General features: G+C 37.2%; 20 protein-coding genes. 15 read left to right on the top strand and 5 right to left on the bottom strand.

The genetic code is table 11. The annotated features are described in order from the left end of the window. Nucleotides 1-3 precede the first annotated feature (3 nt). The gene (locus M2M59_RS12455; protein ID WP_249774727.1) at nt 4-774 is read left to right on the top strand and encodes a hypothetical protein; all 771 of its coding nucleotides are present in this window, start codon (nt 4-6) and stop codon (nt 772-774) included. A gap of 39 nt (nt 775-813) precedes the next feature. On the opposite strand, the gene M2M59_RS12450 is transcribed toward M2M59_RS12455, so the two are convergent. After that, the gene (locus M2M59_RS12450; protein WP_249774726.1) at nt 814-1,017 is read right to left on the bottom strand and encodes a YheE family protein; all 204 of its coding nucleotides are present in this window, start codon (nt 1,015-1,017) and stop codon (nt 814-816) included. Nucleotides 1,018-1,146: 129 nt separating this feature from the next. Between M2M59_RS12450 and M2M59_RS12445 the strand changes: the two genes are divergently transcribed. From M2M59_RS12445 to M2M59_RS12400, 10 genes are all read left to right on the top strand, one after another. Next, entirely contained in the window at nt 1,147-2,286 is a 1,140-nt protein-coding gene (locus tag M2M59_RS12445; protein WP_244946691.1) for a DUF445 domain-containing protein, read from the top strand. Nucleotides 2,287-2,354: 68 nt separating this feature from the next. Further along, nucleotides 2,355-2,702 carry a YlbF family regulator gene (locus tag M2M59_RS12440; protein ID WP_249774725.1) on the top strand — a complete coding sequence of 116 codons (348 nt, stop codon included), beginning with the start codon at nt 2,355-2,357 and terminating at the stop codon, nt 2,700-2,702. A 160-nt stretch (nt 2,703-2,862) separates the two neighbouring features. After that, a complete protein-coding gene (locus tag M2M59_RS12435) occupies nt 2,863-4,377 on the top strand; it encodes a coproporphyrinogen III oxidase (protein ID WP_249774724.1) in 1,515 nt (504 codons plus the stop codon). A 245-nt stretch (nt 4,378-4,622) separates the two neighbouring features. Then, nucleotides 4,623-5,483, top strand: a complete 861-nt coding sequence (locus tag M2M59_RS12430) for a DUF2785 domain-containing protein (protein ID WP_249774723.1) — start codon at nt 4,623-4,625, stop codon at nt 5,481-5,483. A gap of 516 nt (nt 5,484-5,999) precedes the next feature. Then, nucleotides 6,000-6,929, top strand: coding sequence for an ABC transporter permease (locus M2M59_RS12425; RefSeq protein ID WP_147196210.1), 930 nt, complete (start codon nt 6,000-6,002; stop codon nt 6,927-6,929). Then, on the top strand, nt 6,929-7,864 hold the full coding sequence (locus M2M59_RS12420) for an ABC transporter permease (RefSeq protein WP_147196212.1): 936 nt from the start codon (nt 6,929-6,931) through the stop codon (nt 7,862-7,864). Before M2M59_RS12425 ends, M2M59_RS12420 begins: the two co-directional genes overlap by 1 nt. Before the next feature lie 27 nt (nt 7,865-7,891). Further along, nucleotides 7,892-8,950: an ABC transporter ATP-binding protein gene (locus M2M59_RS12415; RefSeq protein ID WP_147196214.1), complete on the top strand. Its 1,059-nt coding sequence runs from the start codon at nt 7,892-7,894 to the stop codon at nt 8,948-8,950. Then, nucleotides 8,943-9,839 carry an ABC transporter ATP-binding protein gene (locus tag M2M59_RS12410; protein WP_066789605.1) on the top strand — a complete coding sequence of 299 codons (897 nt, stop codon included), beginning with the start codon at nt 8,943-8,945 and terminating at the stop codon, nt 9,837-9,839. Before M2M59_RS12415 ends, M2M59_RS12410 begins: the two co-directional genes overlap by 8 nt. A gap of 245 nt (nt 9,840-10,084) precedes the next feature. Further along, nucleotides 10,085-11,722 carry a peptide ABC transporter substrate-binding protein gene (locus tag M2M59_RS12405; RefSeq protein ID WP_147196216.1) on the top strand — a complete coding sequence of 546 codons (1,638 nt, stop codon included), beginning with the start codon at nt 10,085-10,087 and terminating at the stop codon, nt 11,720-11,722. A 196-nt stretch (nt 11,723-11,918) separates the two neighbouring features. After that, complete coding sequence (locus M2M59_RS12400) at nt 11,919-12,704, top strand: enoyl-CoA hydratase (protein WP_249774722.1); 786 nt, start codon at nt 11,919-11,921, stop codon at nt 12,702-12,704. A gap of 58 nt (nt 12,705-12,762) precedes the next feature. Here M2M59_RS12400 and M2M59_RS12395 read toward each other — a convergent pair whose 3' ends face one another. Beyond that, a complete protein-coding gene (locus M2M59_RS12395) occupies nt 12,763-12,948 on the bottom strand; it encodes a YhzD family protein (protein ID WP_066789599.1) in 186 nt (61 codons plus the stop codon). A gap of 133 nt (nt 12,949-13,081) precedes the next feature. Here M2M59_RS12395 and M2M59_RS12390 point away from each other — a divergent pair, with 133 nt between their 5' ends. Genes M2M59_RS12390 through yhaM form a run of 3 tightly spaced genes read left to right on the top strand, consistent with a single transcriptional unit; the run spans nt 13,082 to nt 18,109 of the window. Then, nucleotides 13,082-14,293: a metallophosphoesterase family protein gene (locus M2M59_RS12390; protein WP_249774721.1), complete on the top strand. Its 1,212-nt coding sequence runs from the start codon at nt 13,082-13,084 to the stop codon at nt 14,291-14,293. Between the two features lie 22 nt (nt 14,294-14,315). Next, nucleotides 14,316-17,174, top strand: coding sequence for an ATP-binding protein (locus tag M2M59_RS12385; protein WP_249774720.1), 2,859 nt, complete (start codon nt 14,316-14,318; stop codon nt 17,172-17,174). Next, complete coding sequence (gene yhaM / locus M2M59_RS12380) at nt 17,171-18,109, top strand: 3'-5' exoribonuclease YhaM (protein ID WP_147196222.1); 939 nt, start codon at nt 17,171-17,173, stop codon at nt 18,107-18,109. The genes M2M59_RS12385 and yhaM overlap by 4 nt, the downstream gene beginning before the upstream one ends. Before the next feature lie 38 nt (nt 18,110-18,147). Here the strand turns inward: yhaM and M2M59_RS12375 are convergent, their stop codons facing one another. Beyond that, nucleotides 18,148-19,023, bottom strand: coding sequence for a peptidylprolyl isomerase (locus tag M2M59_RS12375; protein WP_249774719.1), 876 nt, complete (start codon nt 19,021-19,023; stop codon nt 18,148-18,150). Nucleotides 19,024-19,180: 157 nt separating this feature from the next. Between M2M59_RS12375 and M2M59_RS12370 the strand changes: the two genes are divergently transcribed. Continuing rightward, nucleotides 19,181-19,291, top strand: coding sequence for a YjcZ family sporulation protein (locus tag M2M59_RS12370; RefSeq protein ID WP_147196225.1), 111 nt, complete (start codon nt 19,181-19,183; stop codon nt 19,289-19,291). Nucleotides 19,292-19,385: 94 nt separating this feature from the next. Here the strand turns inward: M2M59_RS12370 and M2M59_RS12365 are convergent, their stop codons facing one another. Together M2M59_RS12365 and M2M59_RS12360 are read right to left on the bottom strand one after the other, a co-directional pair. Next, nucleotides 19,386-19,571: a hypothetical protein gene (locus M2M59_RS12365; protein WP_066789589.1), complete on the bottom strand. Its 186-nt coding sequence runs from the start codon at nt 19,569-19,571 to the stop codon at nt 19,386-19,388. A gap of 115 nt (nt 19,572-19,686) precedes the next feature. Then, nucleotides 19,687-20,271: a DUF3267 domain-containing protein gene (locus tag M2M59_RS12360; RefSeq protein WP_066789587.1), complete on the bottom strand. Its 585-nt coding sequence runs from the start codon at nt 20,269-20,271 to the stop codon at nt 19,687-19,689. Nucleotides 20,272-20,313: the final 42 nt, after the last annotated feature.

Genomic DNA, 20,313 nt, shown 5'->3' with positions numbered 1-20,313 from the left:
AACATGATAAATGAATTAGAGAAAAAGCTCACAGAGCAAGTAAACAAAGACCCGCAAGTTAAAATTCTATCCATATCCCGCTGGTGTTTTCCTGTTCAAACGGTCGAGTGTATCTTCCATCCAGTGAAGCGAGAAACCATGGATATTTTGATGAAAATGATTCTATTAAGCGTCCAGAAAGCAGAAATAAAGAATCCGAAAGAACTCAGTGATTTATTGCTAGTGGAAGAGCTGTTTGTGTTGGATTTATTGCAAAAGCTTATGCGTAAAGGTTTGGTTGAAAAAGAAGTCTATTACCAGTTGACCGTTAAAGGGGAGCGTCAGCTGGAGAATGGCATCTATGAAGAGGAAATGGAAGAAGAAACACAGCAGCTTCTCTATAGCGCTACCCATCATCTATTGCTTTCAGGAGATATGGATAAAGTAGACCGTATCGATGAACTACCGGAACCATTCAAATATGCAAGCGAAGAGACGATTGATCTAGACGAAATGGAGATCATCGATGCGCTTCAAAAAACACGCGAAATGCAGGAAGAGGAAGATCAAGACGAGGAGAAAGTTCAAACATTCATTACGTCAATTAATTCCAAAAAAACGATTCAAATTCACGATGTACCATGTATTCAATACGTCCTCTATAATCGTGACAGTGATTTACTATATGTACGCGTTTGGAATACATTAACGGATCAATGGGATGAAAACCTTGAAAATATGCTGGCAGCTAAAGATCTGCTCGATTTTAGGAGAGAGTATTTGGAGAAAGAATAATTCGCTCGTATGCTTGTACACGCTACGAGCGAATATGTATTAGTCATACACATGAAAAAGCATTAATTCATGTACCATTTTTTTTACTTTTTCTTCATCTGGCGGAATGGCACCAGTCCATTTAATACTGCCATCTTGTTCATATATGCCTTCATAGCGATTTTGCTTATAAAAAAAATGTATAGTCCAACCAGGCAATTGCTGATTGCCAAAGAATGGCTTATAACTAAAATGCTGAATCACAAATCCATCTCCCTTCTCCTACTTTAGTATAAGTTGCGACTGGATTATTTGAAAGAAATTGCTAATATTTTTATTATCATGAACGTCTCTGTTATAATATAGCTACTTCAGAGAAACGGGTGAAAAAGGTTGAATACTATACTGACAATCGTATTTATGACGGTAATTGGCGCAGTGATTGGCGGATTTACAAACCATATCGCTATCAAAATGCTTTTTAGACCGCATAATCCTATATATATCGGTTCGTGGCGCGTTCCATTCACGCCAGGTTTGATTCCGAAACGAAGAGAAGATTTAGCAAGGCAACTAGGGAAAACAGTAGTGAATTATTTGCTGACGCCTGAGATGTTTCGCAAAAAACTATTTACCGTAAAAAACAGGGAACTAGTAGAAGGCTGGTTGAATGACAAAATCCGAAAGCTCTTATTCACGGATGAAAAAACACTCAACGATTGGCTGACGCAAATAGGCGCTGCTCATATGCCTGATATAATAGAACAAAAAATGGATCAGGCTGTAGCGGAGCAGTTGGACAAGATAAAGAACGTACTATCCAACGAATCGATTGAGTCTTTGCTTCCAGAATCATGGGAAGCAAAAGCGAATAAAAAGATTCCAGAAATGTCTCGTTACATTTTAGAAAAAGCAGGCGGCTATTTTGAATCGCCTGAAGGAACACAAACAATCAAACGTTTGATCGATGACTTCTTAGAATCAAAGGGAACAGTTGGCGGCATGATTCAAATGTTTTTAGGCGATTCCAAATCGCTTGTAGGCCGTGTCCAAAAAGAAATCAACAAATTCATTCATGCGCCTGGAACGATGGTTTTATTAACTAATCTCTTGTCTAATGAATGGCAAAAAGTAAAAGTCCAATCTGTTACGAATTTATTTGGAGATTTAGATTTCACATCAACGACATACAGGATCCAAAGCTATGCGAAAAAGGAACTTGCGTTGCAAAGCCGTTTGGACAAGCCACTTGTGCATTACTGGCAAGAAGGACCAGAATGGTTTGCTAGCAATATAGTTCCGCAAATGACTGAAAAAGGTTTTGTTCTTGCTGAAAGTCAGCTTGAAGATGCCATCAAACGCTTAAATCTAGAACAAATCGTTAAGGAACAGGTAGACTCCTTCCCAGTATCTGTACTGGAGGATTTGGTGCTAGGCATCTCGAAAAAAGAATTCAAGATGATCACTGTATTAGGTTTTGTACTTGGAGGACTTATTGGGATTATTCAAGGAATTGTGGTGACTATCTTCTAATTGAAGAGCCTTTTGAATATATCTACTAGAGAGTAAATGACGAAAACAAAAAGAAAGCAGGGGATCATATGGTTAACATTTACAACGAAATCAATGCATTAGAAGGAACTTTCCGTAAAACTAATGAATATTTAGCTTTGAAAAAAGCGATTGAAACAGTAAAGGGCGATAAAGAGGCAAAGGCTATTTTTAAGAGTTTCAGAGAGGTACAAATGAAACTTCAGAAAAAACAAATGCAAGGCGAGCAAATTGGCGAAGATGAGTTACAATATGCTCAAAAAACTGCACAGCTAGCTCAGCAAAATAAAAAAATTGCCAACATGCTGCAAGCAGAAATGGCTTTAAGCGGATTGATTGAAGAAATTAATCGTACATTAGTCAAACCAATTGAAGGATTGTATAATGAATTAAATTAGTTTTGTACTGCAGGCAACGTGAAAATACGTTGTCTGTGTTTTTTTTTTAAAGAGAATGCACCTATAACTAATTACGCTTTGAACGATAAAATTTGCTACAATAGGTGAGATGGTTTGAAATCAGAGGGATTGAAACACATGGTAGAAAGAAGTGACTGGAATGAAAGTATTAAAAATAAATCCCGCATATCCGCAAGACTTTATGCGTGTTTTTCATGATATTACAAACTTATTTTTTGAAGATACAAAGATAGCGAAAAAAGAGATGGTGCCTGATTTAGAGGTGCATTTTACACATTCAATCAGTGATGACCATCTAATTAAAACAGAGGCAGAACTACATGCAGAGGATGAAATTTACCGAAGCCATTATGAACAACAATATGAAAACGAAGGCACGGAAAGAGAACAGAAGATTCGTTTGAAAAGAGCTTTATCACATGTTTTGCTCGATACCTTAGAGCAAATGACAGAAATTAAGCAGCAGTGGGGAATCCTAACGGGTATTCGTCCGACAAAGCTTTACCATAAATTTCGTAAAGCAGGCTTAACAGACGAAGAGATTCATCAAAAATTGGTATCTGAATTTAGCTTGTCAGATGAAAAGATACACATGCTGAAGAAAATTGTTCAAACACAATTAAAGACGATTCCTGATTTAGATCAGATTCACCAAGAAGTCAGCATCTATATAGGTATTCCTTTCTGTCCAACGAAATGTGCGTACTGTACGTTTCCTGCATATGCGATCCAAAGTAACAGAAAACAAGGACGTGTTGCGACATTCCTAGATGGCTTACATTATGAAATAGAAGAAATGGGCAAGTGGCTTAAAGAGAATAATATAAAAATCACTTCTGTTTACTTTGGAGGAGGTACGCCCACTTCAATAGAAGCAGATGAAATGGATGCGCTATACAAAACGATGTTTGATTCATTCCCATATATGGAGGAAGTCCGCGAAATTACAGTAGAAGCAGGAAGACCGGATACCATTACAGAAGAAAAGTTAGAAGTGCTGAAAAAGTGGGGAATTGATCGCATCAGCGTAAATCCTCAATCGTATACAGACGAAACGTTGAAAGCGATTGGACGACACCATAGCGTTCAAGAGACCATAGATAAATTTTGGATGGCTAGAAAGTCTGGCATGAATAATATTAATATGGACTTGATCATCGGCCTTCCAAATGAAGGGCTAGATGAATTTGAACATTCAATAGAAGAAACAGAAAAAATGATGCCGGAATCTTTGACAGTCCATACACTAAGTTTCAAACGCGCTTCTGAAATGACGCATAACAAGGAAAAATATAAAGTGGCGGATCGTAAAACAGCGGAAGCCATGATGCACCGTGCTCATAGCTGGACAGAGGAGAATGGCTATACACCGTATTATTTATATAGACAAAAAAATATTTTGGGGAATTTAGAAAATGTCGGCTATTCGCTACCAGGCGAAGAAAGCATCTATAATATAGCAATCATGGAAGAAGCTCAAACCATCATTGGCTTAGGATGTGGTGCTTCTACAAAGCTTGTTAATAATGCCACAGGAAAAATTAATCAGTATCACAATCCCAAAGAACCTGCCCAATATATTTTAACGTATCAAGATGCCTTCGATAAAAAAATCGACGCACTTAACGAACTATATGATATTGTGAAGAAATAAGCACCCATGCAATTTCTATACGGATTCTGTATAGAAATTGCCTTTTTATTTCCAAATACAGACATATCTTGTAGATAATCAGGCTATACATAAATAACACATATTTAGCATAGGATAAATCATGTTAGGCAACGGACAACCTAGAGCAATAATGGTATAATAATTAGTACAATACAGAGTAAACGACATTATTCGACAGATTCATAGTCTTTAGTCGGCCGACTATTCGTATTGGAGGTTTAATTATGGACGAATATGCACTCAAAACACAACTAACGGCAATCCATCAAGGAGAAGCCGAAGAAGAACAAAATCTATCTGAAATCATAACAGCGATGATTGAACATATAGGTTCTCCAGATAGCGAGCTTAGAGAAAATCTTATCTACCAAACACTCTCTCGCTATATTGAAGACAACCGTTTGTCAGATGAGATGCTGACAGATCTCTTAAAGCTAGCTTTAAGTGATGATTATTTATTTTACGAAATTGGGGATGTAGGAACAGATCATATTTTCAAAAGAGCGTCTGCTGTCTTATTAATTAAGTGGATTCTCACGAAGGATCTAGAACGCGCATTCCTTTCGTTGCCGCTCCTCGATAAAGCGAGGAACGAATTAGTCTTATATCTAGATTTAGAACAAGATTTAAGAGGCTATATCCCCGAAAAGGGATGGGCATGCACGATTGCTCATACAGCAGATGCAATTGATGTCTTAGTAAAGAATCCAAAATTGGATGTAGAGCAATTCCCTTCTATATATGAAGCTCTTGTGAATAAAGTATTTACAGCAACCATTGTATATGTAGATGACGAGGAAGAACACTTATTGGCACCGATCCTAACAATGCTTGGAATAGGATTATGTGTTGAAACGGTTAGCGGCCTTTCTCAGAAAGTACCAGTCTTTTTGGAACTCCAAAAAGAAAAGATGGAAGAGGAAAAATACGTAAGACTCTATAAAAATAGCAAAAATTTCTTAAAGAGCATGTATATTGCAACCGAAGAAAAGGAAGAATGGCTTCCTATCCACTCAAAGATTAATGAATGTTTGACTAATATTAATCAGCTGCACCCTCAAAGAAGCTATATTGGAAAAATTTAATACTCCAAGACCTTCTCATTCATTTAATGAAAGAGAAGGTCTTTTTTATTAGAACTTATTAGGTTAATTAAAGCTAAATGTATGAAAAAAGTGCTATTACGACAATAAATAGATTAAAAAGAGAATTTAATATTAATTTCTAAGTTACCTATCCTATAATATCCGACATGAAAAATGACGATTTTCACTTTCTATCGCAAAATACGTAAAAAAATAATATAAATGTGACAATAGACTGAATATACTGGAACTAATATTTATGCTATTTTATTTATTTTTATTAAGTTAATTAACTATTTAGATGATTATCTATAAATAAAAATACAAAATCAACTAATAAATTGGGAAAACGATGACATTTTTGAATTAGGCTAATTGTATCTCATTTAAAAATATTCTATCAACTTCTTTTTTTCTTGTTATTAGTTTGATATAGTATTAACAAGCAAGGTTGTCGAAAAGCTGTTTTTGGTGACGACAACTACTTCTAACTATTAGATTGAGGAGGATATGAGAATGGTTAAGTATATCTTAAAAAGGCTTGCCTATATATTAGTTGCATTGTTTGTAATTGTTACAGCAACGTTTTTCTTAATGAGAATTGCTCCAGGTAGTCCTTTCGCCAGTGAGAAAAGTGTACCGCCTGAAATTCAAAAAGCATTAAATGAGGAATATGGATTGAATAATCCTTGGTATATCCAATATAAAGATTATTTGGTTTCCACTGCAAAATTTGATTTCGGTGAATCAATGAAATATAAAGGTCGTTCAACAAACGATATGATTTCTGAAAGTTTCCCAATTTCACTTACTTTAGGGATTGAAGCAATGCTATTAGCTGTTGGCTTCGGTATATTAATTGGTGCGGCATCCGCGCTTTATCATAATAAATGGCCCGATTATCTCGGAACCACGTTTGCCGTCTTAGGCATATCTGTCCCGTCCTTTATCTTAGCAGGTTTATTGCAGTATTTTGTTGGCTTAAAGTGGGAGTTACTGCCGATAGCCGGCTGGAATGGCTTCATGTATAGCGTTTTACCAGCTATATCTATTGCCATTATGGATATGGGCTTTATTGCAAAACTAACGCGTTCAAGTATGCTTGAACAGAATCATAGTGAATATGTAAAAATGGCCCGTGCCAAAGGGATTGGCAAGTGGACAACTCTTTTCAAGCATTCATTGCGTAATGCTTTAATGCCGGTTGTAACTTATTTAGGACCACTAGCGGCTGGTGTTATTACAGGTAGTTTCATTGTCGAACAAATCTTTGCGATTCCTGGCTTAGGTAAATACTTCGTTACAAGTATTTCAAATCGTGATTACACTGTAATCATGGGTACAACAGTATTCTATTCAATTATTCTTTTATTTGCGGTATTACTCGTAGATATTCTATATGTAATTATCGATCCACGTATTAAGTTGAAAGGAGCGAAAAAATAATGACGCAATCATTTAAAGAAATTCCAAAAATTTCAAAAGATAAGTTTAAAATTATCGGACGAAATGATAAAGATACAGAAAAATTAGCAGATAAATCCGTATCTTTCTGGAAAGAAGTAAGGCTGCGATTTTCTCATAATAAGCTAGCTGTGTTTGGTTTAGTCGTATTAGTAATCGTTGCATTGCTTGCTATTTTCGTTCCTTTGCTTTCTCCATATAGCTATCGCGAACAACTAGGTCTTTATAATGCACCACCTTCTTCAAAACATTGGTTTGGTACAGATGACCTTGGACGAGATGTGTTTGTACGTGTTTGGGTTGGAGCTCGTATCTCCTTATTTATTGGTCTGTCAGCAGCGATAATTGACTTAATTATTGGCGTGACATGGGGTGCAGTTTCAGGTTTATTGGGCGGACGTGTAGATGATATTATGATGCGTATTGCCGACGTTCTTACAGCGGTTCCTTATCTATTAGTAGTTATCATCTTGCTAGTAGTAATGAAACCAGGTTTAATTCCTTTAATTGTTGCTTTATCTATCACAGGTTGGGTAAAGATGGCTCGTATTGTACGTGGTGAAGTATTATCTATTAAAAATCAGGAGTATGTACTTGCAGCAAGAACTCTAGGTGCTGGCACGAAGCATATTATCCTAAAACACCTTGTACCTAATGCTCTAGGTGCAATCTTAGTTACTATGACATTAACGATCCCAAGTGCTATTTTCACAGAGTCATTCCTAAGTTACTTAGGATTGGGTGTTTCTGAACCAATGGCAAGTTGGGGAACAATGGCCTCAGAAGGGAACAAAGCGCTTGATACGGCACCATGGCGCCTAATCTTCCCAGCAGTATTTATTTCATTAACAATCTTTGCGTTCAACGCAGTAGGTGACGGTCTTCGTGATGCGCTTGATCCAAAATTACGTAAATAATAATCTTTTAAAGAAGTAGGTGAGAGTATGAGTGAAACATTATTAGAAGTAAAAGATTTGAAAATAAACTTTAAAACTTATGCAGGGATTGTCCAAGCGGTACGCGGTGTAAACTTTGATTTAAAACAAGGCGAGACATTAGCCATCGTTGGGGAGTCAGGCTCCGGGAAATCCGTTACAAGCAATGCGTTGATGAAACTCATTCCACAACCACCTGGCATATATGATCAGGGGCAAATTCTCTTCGAAGGAAGAGATTTGATCCCCTTGACAGAAAAAGAAATGACAAAAATCCGTGGTAATGAAATTGCGATGATCTTCCAAGATCCGATGACTGCATTAAACCCAACAATGAAGGTTGGTAAGCAGATTATGGAAGTGATTTTAAAGCATAATAAAAAAGCCACTCGCGACTCAGCTAAAAAGAGAGCGATTGAATTGTTGGATGAAGTAGGGATTCCTTTCCCTGAAAAACGGTTCAAACAATATCCACATGAATTTTCAGGCGGTATGCGTCAACGTGTAGTTATTGCGATTGCGCTTGCAGCAGAGCCAAAACTATTAATCGCCGATGAACCGACAACAGCACTTGATGTAACAATCCAAGCGCAAATTATAGAACTAATGAAGAAAATTCAAAAGAACAGTAATACATCCATTATTTTCATTACCCATGATTTAGGTGTTGTAGCGAATATCGCGGATCGTGTAGCTGTTATGTATGCTGGCCAAATAGTCGAATATGGTTCAGTAAATGAAATCTTCTATAATCCAAGACATCCTTATACATGGGGATTGCTTGGCTCTATGCCGGATTTAGAAAACAGTGAAGATGAATTATTGCGCACAATTCCAGGTTCACCGCCTGATTTAACTAATCCTCCAAAAGGGGATGCATTTGCACCACGAAATGAGTTTGCTATGCAAATTGATTATGAAGAAGAACCGCCAATGTTCCAAGTTAGTGAAACACACTTTGCGAAAACATGGCTCTTACATCCTGATGCACCGCAAGTTCCAATACCGGAGGCTGTGCAAAAACGTATTGATGGTTACTTAGCAAAGGACGGTGTTAAACATGTCTGAGAAAATTCTAGAAGTCAAAAACTTAACGCAGCAATTTGGTTCTATTAAGGCTGTTGATGGTATTAGTTTTGATGTTTATAAAGGTGAAACATTGGGTCTTGTAGGGGAATCAGGCTGTGGTAAATCGACAACAGGCCGTTCCATTATCCGTTTGTATGATATGACAGATGGTGAAATCAGATTCAAAGGTGAAGATATTAATGGGAAAAAATCAAAAAGGGATTTAAAAGAATTTAATCGTGAAATGCAGATGATTTTCCAAGATCCCTATGCTTCATTAAATCCTCGTATGACAGCGGGCGAAATTATTGAAGAAGGCTTCGAAATACATGGCCTCTATAAAAATAGGAAAGAACGCAAAGAAAAAATAGGTTCTTTACTAGAAGTAGTAGGTCTAAATCGTGAACATGCGAACCGCTATGCGCATGAATTTTCAGGCGGACAACGCCAACGTATTGGTATTGCTAGAGCGCTAAGCTTAAATCCAAGTTTCATTATTGCGGATGAGCCGATTTCAGCACTAGACGTATCCATTCAAGCGCAAGTCGTGAACTTATTGAAAGAACTGCAAAGAAAACATGGTCTTACTTATCTGTTCATCGCTCACGATTTATCAATGGTGAAATATATTAGTGATCGTATTGCAGTAATGAGACGCGGAAAAATCTTGGAGCTTGGGACTTCAGAGGAAATCTATCAGAATCCGATACACCCTTACACGAAGTCATTGCTTTCAGCAATTCCATTGCCAGATCCTATTTCTGAAAGTACACGTGTAAGAATACCGTATGAACACGAAGACACTGATGCTGAAGCAACAATGCATGAAGTATTTCCGGGACATTTTGTATACGGTACAGATCAACAAATTGCAAAATGGTATAAATAGTTTTGTCTTTTATTTAATAATGAAAGATTTACTATATAAATCAGAGAGAAGCTATAGTTATATAACTAAAAATACAGAAAATTATAATAAAAGTATGTAAATAAGCTATATAATTAAAATATAAGAAAATTAAATTATCACTGAAAAATTAAATAATTTTCTTTTTTTATATAGTTTCCTCTGATATAGTTATAATAGTTACTCTTTGCTAGTAGCTAAAATGTACACCATAGAGGGGGATATTTATGAAGAAAAAGTTTTTATCGCTAGTGCTATTATCAGCATTAATGCTAGTGCTTGCGGCATGTAACTTTGGCGGTTCTAAAGACAAAGATGAATCATCTGGCTCAGGCTCTAAAGGCGGAGACAAAACATTGAATCTATCAATCACTTCAGAGCCACCAAGTTTAAATCCACAACTTGCTAATGACAGTACTTCTGGTGCGGTTATTCGTGCAGCATTTGAAGGTCTTACTCGTGTAGACAAAGACGGTAATGTTCAAAATGCAGCAGCAGAAGATGTAAAAGTAAGTGACGATAAATTAACGTATACATTCAAGTTGCGTGATACAAAATGGTCAAATGGCGATTCTGTAGTAGCTGGCGATTTCGCTTACGCTTGGAAATGGGCATTAGATCCAAAGAACGCTTCTGAATACGCTTCAATTTTGTACCCAATTAAAGGTGCAGAAGCATACAACAGCGGAAAAGGTTCTGCTGATGATTTAGGTATTAAAGTAGTAGATGACAAAACATTAGAAGTAACACTTGAAAATCCAACACCTTACTTCTTAGAATTAACAGCATTCTATACATACATGCCTGTTAATGAGAAAGTAGTAAAAGACAACAAAAAATGGTTCGCTGAAGCTGGCGATACTTATGTAACAAACGGTCCTTTCACATTAAGCGAATGGAAACACAACGACTCAATCACTCTTAAAAAGTATGCTGACTACTGGGATAAAGACAACGTAGCTTTATCTACTGTTAACATCAAAATGGTTGAATCTGAAACAACTGCTAACCGTATGTTCAAAAGCGGCGATATCGATTACTTAGGTTCTCCATATCAAACAGTACCACTTGATGCAATGGACGCTTACAAAAAAGACAAATCTTTAAAATCAGTACCATATGCAGCAATCTATGAATACAAATTCAATACAAAAGGTAAATTCACTAAAAATGCTAATATCCGTAAAGCATTATCTTATGCAATCGACCGTCAAGGCTTAGCTGATAATGTACTAAAAGGCGGACAAAAACCAGCAATGAGCAATGTACCAGTTGCAATTGAAGGCTTTGAAGAAGAAAACAACAAATTCAAAGACAACGATATCGAAGCAGCGAAAAAAGCGCTTGCAGATGGTATGAAAGAATTAGGCATTAAGAAAGCAAGCGATATCAAAATCGGTATTTCTATCAACACAAGTGAAGCACACGCTGCTATCGCACAATACATTCAAGAAGGCTGGCACAAAAACCTAGGTATCGAAATTAAAATCGATAACTCTGAATGGCAAGTATATCTTGATAAAGTAACTGCTTTAGACTTCGACGTTGCTCGTATGGGCTGGATCGCTGACTATAACGATGCTTACACATTCTTAGAGCGTTATGATACAGCTAAAAATGGTAACAACGATACAGGCTGGGAAGATCCGAAGTACAAATCTTTACTAGTTTCTGCTACAAAAGAAACGGATGAAAACAAACGTCTTGATTTGTTAAAACAAGCTAACACATTACTAGCTGAACAAATGCCAATTGCACCAATCTACTTCTACGTTAACAACTACGTAGCAAAAGATTATGTGAAAAACATGGCACCTAACAAAATCGGCGAAATTGATTTAAAAGCTGTAGATATTCAAAAATAATTTTGATTATCGCAAAAGTTAAGACTGCTTCCATCGAATCAAATCGATGGAACGCAGTCTTTTTTTTATAATGAGTCTATTAGGATAGATAGTAGAAATTGTATATTAAAAATTAATTTTATTATGACAGCAAAATAAAGAGGTTTTTACATAAAAAAATCGAATTTATTCATTAAGCATAGAATGGGGGGAGAATATGAGATTTCAAAGTATAACGTTTGAAAAGAATGGGAGATTAGCGATTATAAGCTTGAATCGTCCCAATGCGATGAATGCTATGGATGATACGATGCTCCAGGAATTGGCAGAGTGCTTTGAATTGCTTAAAAATGATGGAAGTATTCAAGTGCTTATGCTAAAAGGGAGTGGCAAAGTATTCTCTGCTGGCGGCGATATTAAAACAATGCTCGGAACAGGAGAAGATTCAATTGATATGCTACAAGCTATGGATACAATCTCTCGCATGATTAGAGCTTATTATACGCTTCCGATGATTACAATCGCGGCTGTCCATGGAGCTGCAGCTGGGCTTGGATTTAGTCTTGCATTAGCAAGTGATATTATTATCGCTGAAGAGAATAGCAAACTTGCCATGAATTTTATCGGCATAGGATTGATTCCAGATGGAGGCGGCCATTTCTTTATGAAAGAAAGAGTCGGTGTACCAAAAGCGAAACAGCTGATATGGGAAGGCAAGACGTTGGATGGTCCTTCAGCAAAAAGTCTGGGGCTGATTGATCAAGTAGCGGAAAAAGGGACAGCTGTTGAACAAGCTGTACAATTGGCACAAAACTTACTACATTCACCTCTAGCAGCCATGATTGAAACAAAAAGGATTTTAAATGGCCATAAACAAAAAGAATTAGATGAAATATTAGCGTTAGAAGCAAAAGGCCAACAGCTAATGAGACAAACTAGTGACCATTTAGAAGGTATACAAGCATTTATAGAGAAGCGTGACCCACATTTTGAAGGAAAGTAAAAAGAGACATTTCAACTTGAAATGTCTCTCTTTTCATTTATTCTTTCTAAAACTTCAACTAAACATGAAATAGAATTAGCTTGCCTTGAGGATCTACAAGACGATGAGTTTTTTCGCTATAGCCTAATTCTTCAATTTTTTCTGCCCCTTGTGATTTTGCTGTTGCTTGATCTGGAAAATCCCAAGCTTCATCTTTTAAAATTTCTCCCGATTTCTCGAATGCTGTAAAACGGTATGTTTGCATTCTAATCACCCCTTATATGAATATGTATTCATTATACAAAAAAATTGAAATAGCTGTACAATATATCGATACAAAATGTTAGAATAGTATGATAAAGTAAGAACAAATATTCGTATAAGGAATGAGGGATACAATGTCATCTATACGATTTTTCCACTGTGCTGATTTGCATCTGGATAGCCCTTTTAAAGGAATGTCTGATTTACCTTCCCATGCTTTCAAACGGCTTAGAAATAGCACATTCGATGCTTTTCAACAATTGATAAATGATGCCATACAAGAAAGACCAGATTTTATTTTAATAGTAGGCGACTTGTATGACGGAGAGGAAAGAAGTCTTAGAGCCCAACAAATTTTTCAAAAAGGGATGGAGCAGCTGGCGTTGTATAATATCCCTGTCATAATTAGTTACGGAAACCATGATCATCTAAGCGGCAAGTGGACACGTTTCTCGTTGCCGTCCAATGTCCAAGCTATGCCAGCAGAAACCAAGACCATCACTCTTCATATAAGAGGAATGAACGTCAATATAACGGGGTTCAGTTATCGCGAAAGACATATTCCACAAGCGATGGTACAGAGTTATCCAGCTGCAACAGATCGAGAAGCAATACATATCGGCATGCTGCATGGCAGTATTCGTGGGGATGCTACGCATGATGTCTATGCGCCTTTTACAATAGAGGATTTATTATCAAAACAATATGACTACTGGGCACTTGGCCATATCCATAAACGCCAGATTTTGCATGAGAATCCGATGATCGTATACCCTGGTAACATTCAAAGTAGGCACCGTAAGGAACTAGGAGTAAAGGGTTTTTATGATATCGAACTATCTAAGGGGCAAGCCACCTACAATTTCAGGCCTGCTTCCGCCGTAGTCTTTGAAGAAATAGAAGTGGACTGTGAAAACATTCTGCATGCAAATGATTTGCTGAAAGTCTGTACTGAAGCAATCGAAGGATTTCGTAAAGAATACGGTGCTGGCCTCGTATGGCTCCATTTAAAAAATATCGATGAACGAGCCCGCACGTTGTTTGAAGATACACAGCTTGCAGAGTGGGTTGATATTATGCGAGAAGAACAAGAGAATGAAACGCCATTTGTTTGGATACAAGCTATTGCTGTCGACCTGTCTAGCATTTCTCACTATAAACCTACGTTTGCATCAGAATCAGTTTTGCAGGCGATCAATGAATGGTCTGATGATGAGATGAGAGAAATTCTTAAAGAACTTTACCAACATCCAAAGGCTGGGCGCTTTTTAGATGAACTGACCTCTGAAGATTTAAAGAATCTTAGGTTTGATGCTGAGCATCTGTTTAAATTAGGCTTTCAATAAATAGAAGGATAGGGGGCATCATATGCGTATTCGTCGACTGGCTATTTATGGTTTTGGCCAACATGAAGAAATCAATATAAAGCTTCAGGAAGGGATCAACGTGTTTTATGGGATGAATGAAGCCGGGAAAACAACAATCCAGCAATTTATCCTTCAAATACTGTTTGGCGTTCCACAAAAGAATCAACAGCTCCCACGTTATGAGCCTAAAAAAGGAGGCAAATATGGTGGGCTGATTGTTCTGGAAGATGAGGAATTTGGTGTTTGTACAATAGAACGAATCCGAGGAAAGGCTGGAGGCGAAGTAACTGTCCACCTTGAAAATGGTGAATCGGGTGGTGATGAACTATTATCAAAAATTCTGCATAACTATAATAGACAGAGCTTTGAAGCTATATTTGCTTTTTCGGTGCATCCCCTCCAGCATATAGAAAAGCTCTCTGAGGAGGAACTGAGCCGTGTGCTTTTAGCATCAGGGACTACTGGTATTGACCAGCTATCAGCCCTTGAGCAAAAACACGATAAAATACAAAAAGAACTATTCAAAAAATCTGGGAAGCTTCCAATCATCAACAAACAATTAAATGAGATAGCCGCACAAGAAGCAGCCTTGAAAGAATATAAAAGAACATTAGAGGAATATGAACCTGCCATCGAAAGAATTGATATCCTTGAAAATAAATTAGCTCAATTAGAAAATGATGAAGAAAGACATCGACAAAAGATACAAGAGTTAACCAAATACAAACAGATTTATCCATTGTTAAAAAGAAGAAAAAAAGCTCAAGAAGAGCTTTCATCTATTCTCTATACTACTTTTCCAGTCAAAGGTCTTAGTCGACTAGAACAATTGGAAGAAAGGCATTTAGCCAATGAAGCGTCATTAGGAAGTATAAGGAAAGAGCTTAATCGTTTAGAAGATGTGCTAAAAAAAGAATGGGATGAAGATCATTTCTTAAAAGTGCAGAAACTGTTGAATAGAGATAGTGAATGGCGGGAATGGCAAGCACAAATTCGCCAATTGAATAGAGAGATAGAAAAACAAAGACAAAGTATGGATGAGCAATTTCAATTAGTAGGTGTCATTCAGAAAGATGAACAGCGATCATTGTTGGAAGCGGAGGTTTCCATACAGCAGGAAAATCAATTCTATCATCACTTGAAAGAGTTGAAACATCATGAAGACCAATTGGACATGCAGCAAAATATTCTTGATCAAATTCAAAAAGAAATACACTCACTAAGCTACAAGCTTGATGAAGTCTATCAAAATGCACCGACAGAACAAGAGCACACACGTTTAAAACGTTGGCAAGAAGAACGCTCCTCTCAATCACAGGAAGAAAATAGGCAGTCGATTAAAGGAGGCAAACAGCAACCGGCAAAACTATTGGCCTTTGGATTAGCAGTAGTTTCACTTGCTGTAGTTTTTATGTTCAACAGAACTGAGCTTGGCTTTATTGGATTGGTGGCTGCTATCTTTATCTTTATAGCGTTTGATCGAAAGAAAACAACACAGAGACAGAATGGACCACATGCCGCTAATGACGCTGAGATGAGAGAAATTGAGGGGCATATTCTTCAATACGATCAGCGAGTGCTATTCATTGAACAGCAATTAGAAGACAAAGAAAAGGATCAAAAAGCTGCTTTGCAAGAGTTTAATGATCTAACAATTAAAATGAATGAGAGTAAAAGAAAGCTCACTGAATTTCTGCACGCTTATCGAATAGGCGGCCAATTCCAGTATGAGTTGTACAATGAACTTTTCCGTCTGATTCGTCAACTACAACAAGCAAATAAGCAGCTTGAAATGAATCTTGAGCAATTACAAACACTTGAACATCTTAGCGCTGACAGGCTCCAGGAAGGCTATGAAATCTGTGGCATCGCTTGTACAACTGAAAACTTTGCGGCTGTATTGAACAGCACGCACCAACAATTAATGCAGCAAAAAAATACCTATGAAAATGCGATCGCTACAAAGCAACAACTTCTTTCTAAGTGGGATGAATTAACGCTTCTCCAGCAATCTTATATGGATGAAATGAAAAAGTTATATGCTGAAGCAGGGGTCGACACGAAAGAAGAATTCTATAAAGCTGGGGAACAATCTGTTTTGAATGCTAATCTAACCACTGAATTATCACAGATTAATGATCAATTGTCTTCCTACGATACAGATCTTCTGGATCTAGACTTGTCAGATGAAGAAGCAACGGCTCGTTTAAATGACGAGATGGAGCATGAAAAAAGTATACGTGAAGAGAAAAATGCCCTGTTAAAAGAAAGAGCAGAGTTGATTGCTAAAACAGAACATCTGTTAGAAGACGATCAATACAGAAATCAGCTACAGTTATTTGAGCAGCAAAAAGCAAAGTTAAACCAAGAGGCAAAAGATTGGATTGTATCAAAATTGATCTCACATGCGATTGCCCAAACAGTCACGAGTTTAAAAGATAAAAAGCTGCCTGCTGTATTAGAGGAAGCCTCTCGATTTTTCGGTCTTTTAACGAACGGACGCTATGATTCACTTTATATCAATTCCGACGGTTATTTTGAAACAGGGGCTACAGATGGCATGCACTATTCAATGTCTGAACTATCGCAAGCAACGAAGGAACAAGCATATATTGCACTTCGCTTTGCATTAGCAAAATCCTTGAAAAATTCTGCGTCGTTTCCGCTTGTTATGGATGACCCGTTTGTCCATTTTGATACTTTGCGGATTCAGAACATGGTACAATTAATTGAGCGCATGATGAATGGCCATCAAATACTTTATTTTACTTGCCATGAAAGAATGCTAGATAAGTGGAGTAATGCGAAAATTATCCATGTAGAAGAATTAAAAAATGAAAGGGGATTGACTTCGGTATGAATGGGGTTGCAACATTACAAGCAGGAGCACCAGTCGATCAATATTTGCTCATTAAACAAGCGACAAAAGGCGTAACCACAGTGGGTAAGCCTTTTATGACACTCATTTTGCAGGACAAAAGCGGGAGTATTGAGGCCAAGCTTTGGGATACAGGAGAAGAGCAAGAGAAGTTGTATCAAGCTGGCGGCATTGTTCGCATCGGTGGCGAAATTCATGATTACCGTGGAAAACTTCAATTGAGGATAAAGGCGATACGCCCGGTAAAAGCGGATGAGAACATATCTGTTACAGATTTAGTCCAGTCTGCAGAAATACCGAAAGAAGAGCTATTCAATCAATTAATGGAATTCTTCTTTGAAATTCAAAATCCAACGATATCTCGTATTACAAGATATTTAATCATGGAAAATCAACAATCATTGATGACATATCCAGCAGCTACGAAAAATCATCACGATTATGCATCTGGATTGCTCGATCATGTTGTTTCTATGCTGAAGCTTGGAAAAGCAATAGCAGACTTATATCCAGTGCTAAATCGGGATCTTTTGTATGCGGGCATTATCTTGCATGATATTGGTAAGGTAATAGAGCTGTCAGGACCTATTTCAACAAGCTATACGGTAGAAGGTAATATGCTTGGCCATATTTCAATAATGGTAACTGAAATAGCGATTGCAGCCAAAGAATTAAATGTGGATGGGGAAGAGGTTATGCTATTGCAGCATATGGTTCTATCACATCATGGCAAAGAAGAGTGGGGCAGTCCGAAGAAGCCTATGCTTCAGGAAGCTGAAATCCTCCATTACATCGATAATATTGATGCCAAGATGAATACATTAAAACGTGCACTTGGTAAAACGAAGCCTGGAGAATTCACAGAACGACTTTTCCCATTGGATAATCGTTCATTCTATAAACCAACAATAGAATAAAAAAAGCCCTGGATCATGGATCCAGGGCTTTTTATGCATTATTTTGCAGTTGCTGAGCTTTTAAATTGAGCTAATGCGTCTTTTAAGTCTTTGTCTTTAATTTTCACATCTGCATCTTTTACAAGTTTAGATACTTTTGACAACAGTTGTGATTGGTCAGCTTTTTGAAGTTGAAGTTTTTTCTTGATTTCAGCTTTGTTATCTTCATAAGAGCCTTTCACTTTTGCATCGCGCTCATCTTCTAATTTAATGATGTGATAGCCATATGATGTTTTAACAGGTTCACTGATTTCACCTTTTTTAAGAGCATAGGCAGCTTTAGTAAATTCAGGGACCATTTTGTCTGGACCGAACCAACCAAGTTCGCCGCCAGCTTCTGCTGAGCCAGTATCTGTAGAGTTTTTCTTAGCAAGCTTAGCAAAGTCTTCACCTTTATCTAATTTTGCTTTGATGTCTTTAGCTGTTTTTTCATCAGCTACAAGAATGTGGCTTGCTTTCAACTCTTTTGACATCTCATCATAATAAGATTTCATATCTGCTTCTGAGACTTTTACGCCATCAGCCATAGCAGCTTCTTGTAAAAGGTTCAATTTAATGCTGCGTTTGAATGATTTGTCATTTAGATTTTGAGCTGCCAACGTTTGTTCGTAGTTTTCGCCCATTTCTTTCTTTTGTTTTTCGTATTCTTTATTAACTTCTTTATCAGACACTTTATATTTATCGTTCAATACTTTTTCAATGACAATCAATTGCAATGCTGATTCACCAACGGAATCCTTCATTTCACTGTAAAGCTGATCTTTTGTCACATCGCCGACTTTTGAAGTTGCGACTTTTTCATCTCCGGCATTTCCGCATGCTGATAACGCGAGTACAGATGCTGCAAGTGTTAATGATAGTACAGTTTTTTTCATCTTTCTAATCTCTCCCAACTTGAGTTCCTACTACTTATGCACATGTAACTATACCATAGAACGATGAGAAAAGGAAAAGGTTGCAGGGGAAATCGCCTAAAGAAGTTTTAAAGTACTGAATAAGATATAAAAGAAATGAGCAAAGGAGGTGCTAAGAATGAGTGGTGGAGGACACGGCGGCTACGGCGGTAACTACGGTTCCGGTTTCGCTTTATTGGTAGTTCTTTTCATTTTGTTGATCATTGTAGGTGCAGCTTACATCTACTAATTGAAGAAGGAAAAGCCGCTTACATTGACTTGTAAGCGGCTTTCTTCTTATACACTATAGGCACGAAAAGACTCATGACCATGCATAGTCTATTTTAAACTGTAAACATCATTTCTAAGTAAAATGATACAAGTAAGATTGTGATCAGTACATTAATAGTGCGATAAATTTTAGGTTGTTTCTCCTCGGGGATTTCTTTCTGTGCGCAAAGTGTAAAAGTCATGCGGTTAATTTGGAACAGATAGAATACCGAGAATAGGACGACAATAGCGATGATCAAGTCTTTTCCTCCCCTCTATTAATACCCCTTAAGCATAACAAAAGAGAGATAAATATGACAAGCCAGTTCTCTTTTTATGCCCCACAAAAAAGTAGAAAAAAGAAACAAGCAAAAATCATGGGAGATGAGTAAAGTTTCTGCTTAGGACAGTTTCACTCTCATTGTCATAGGAAATCAAAATTTCAAAGCCTTTATCTGTCTCTTCTATAAATGCTTTTTTAGGTGAATGGATTAAATGTTTTACATACAGCAAATCGATTACGCACAAACCACAGTGATAGGCCAATAAAATGGCGAAATAATGACGGTAAGTCGAATAAATCAAGCCACCCATAATGAGTATGCTATTGAGCACGACAAAAGGAATCGTCAAAGCAATCATATAGCGTAGTTTAATAATTGGTTCGGTAATACGAATGGAAAGCAAAGGAATAACACCAAATTGCTTTTCAAGCTTAAAACGCAACCGATTGTGACAACGAGCCAATGGTAAAAAGTGCAGTAACTTATGTGCCGGATAAACCATTAAAAAACCAGCCAAAAATAATGGGAATAATCGATCTGTCACTGGACTGTCCCGATAGGCAGTCATCGTAATATAAAAGAAAGAAAAGGCCAGTAACATAAAAATAGCTGAGAAAAGAAATAGTCGATGATGGCCGTATTGTTTTTTGACATTAATGTGTTTCCAGCAGTGCACCTCTTAGCATCTCCTTTTCTATACGAATAAAAAGCTTAGATA

It is taken from the genome of Rummeliibacillus sp. G93 (genome assembly GCF_023515935.1).
Taxonomy (GTDB): domain Bacteria; phylum Bacillota; class Bacilli; order Bacillales_A; family Planococcaceae; genus Rummeliibacillus; species Rummeliibacillus stabekisii.
The sequence above is the reverse complement of the archived record's forward strand: the minus strand, read 5'-3'. Positions and strand labels throughout refer to the sequence as shown.

Excerpts from the sequence above, each read along its gene's own strand:
- M2M59_RS12455 (WP_249774727.1), top strand. The coding sequence starts at position 4 with ATGATAAATGAATTAGAGAAAAAGCTCACAGAGCAAGTAAACAAAGAC.
- M2M59_RS12440 (WP_249774725.1), top strand. The coding sequence starts at position 2,355 with ATGGTTAACATTTACAACGAAATCAATGCATTAGAAGGAACTTTCCGT.
- M2M59_RS12435 (WP_249774724.1), top strand. The coding sequence starts at position 2,863 with ATGAAAGTATTAAAAATAAATCCCGCATATCCGCAAGACTTTATGCGT.
- M2M59_RS12430 (WP_249774723.1), top strand. The coding sequence starts at position 4,623 with ATGGACGAATATGCACTCAAAACACAACTAACGGCAATCCATCAAGGA.
- M2M59_RS12425 (WP_147196210.1), top strand. The coding sequence starts at position 6,000 with ATGGTTAAGTATATCTTAAAAAGGCTTGCCTATATATTAGTTGCATTG.
- M2M59_RS12420 (WP_147196212.1), top strand. The coding sequence starts at position 6,929 with ATGACGCAATCATTTAAAGAAATTCCAAAAATTTCAAAAGATAAGTTT.
- M2M59_RS12415 (WP_147196214.1), top strand. The coding sequence starts at position 7,892 with ATGAGTGAAACATTATTAGAAGTAAAAGATTTGAAAATAAACTTTAAA.
- M2M59_RS12410 (WP_066789605.1), top strand. The coding sequence starts at position 8,943 with ATGTCTGAGAAAATTCTAGAAGTCAAAAACTTAACGCAGCAATTTGGT.
- M2M59_RS12405 (WP_147196216.1), top strand. The coding sequence starts at position 10,085 with ATGAAGAAAAAGTTTTTATCGCTAGTGCTATTATCAGCATTAATGCTA.
- M2M59_RS12400 (WP_249774722.1), top strand. The coding sequence starts at position 11,919 with ATGAGATTTCAAAGTATAACGTTTGAAAAGAATGGGAGATTAGCGATT.
- M2M59_RS12395 (WP_066789599.1), bottom strand. The coding sequence starts at position 12,948 with ATGCAAACATACCGTTTTACAGCATTCGAGAAATCGGGAGAAATTTTA.
- M2M59_RS12390 (WP_249774721.1), top strand. The coding sequence starts at position 13,082 with ATGTCATCTATACGATTTTTCCACTGTGCTGATTTGCATCTGGATAGC.
- M2M59_RS12385 (WP_249774720.1), top strand. The coding sequence starts at position 14,316 with ATGCGTATTCGTCGACTGGCTATTTATGGTTTTGGCCAACATGAAGAA.
- yhaM (WP_147196222.1), top strand. The coding sequence starts at position 17,171 with ATGAATGGGGTTGCAACATTACAAGCAGGAGCACCAGTCGATCAATAT.
- M2M59_RS12375 (WP_249774719.1), bottom strand. The coding sequence starts at position 19,023 with ATGAAAAAAACTGTACTATCATTAACACTTGCAGCATCTGTACTCGCG.
- M2M59_RS12370 (WP_147196225.1), top strand. The coding sequence starts at position 19,181 with ATGAGTGGTGGAGGACACGGCGGCTACGGCGGTAACTACGGTTCCGGT.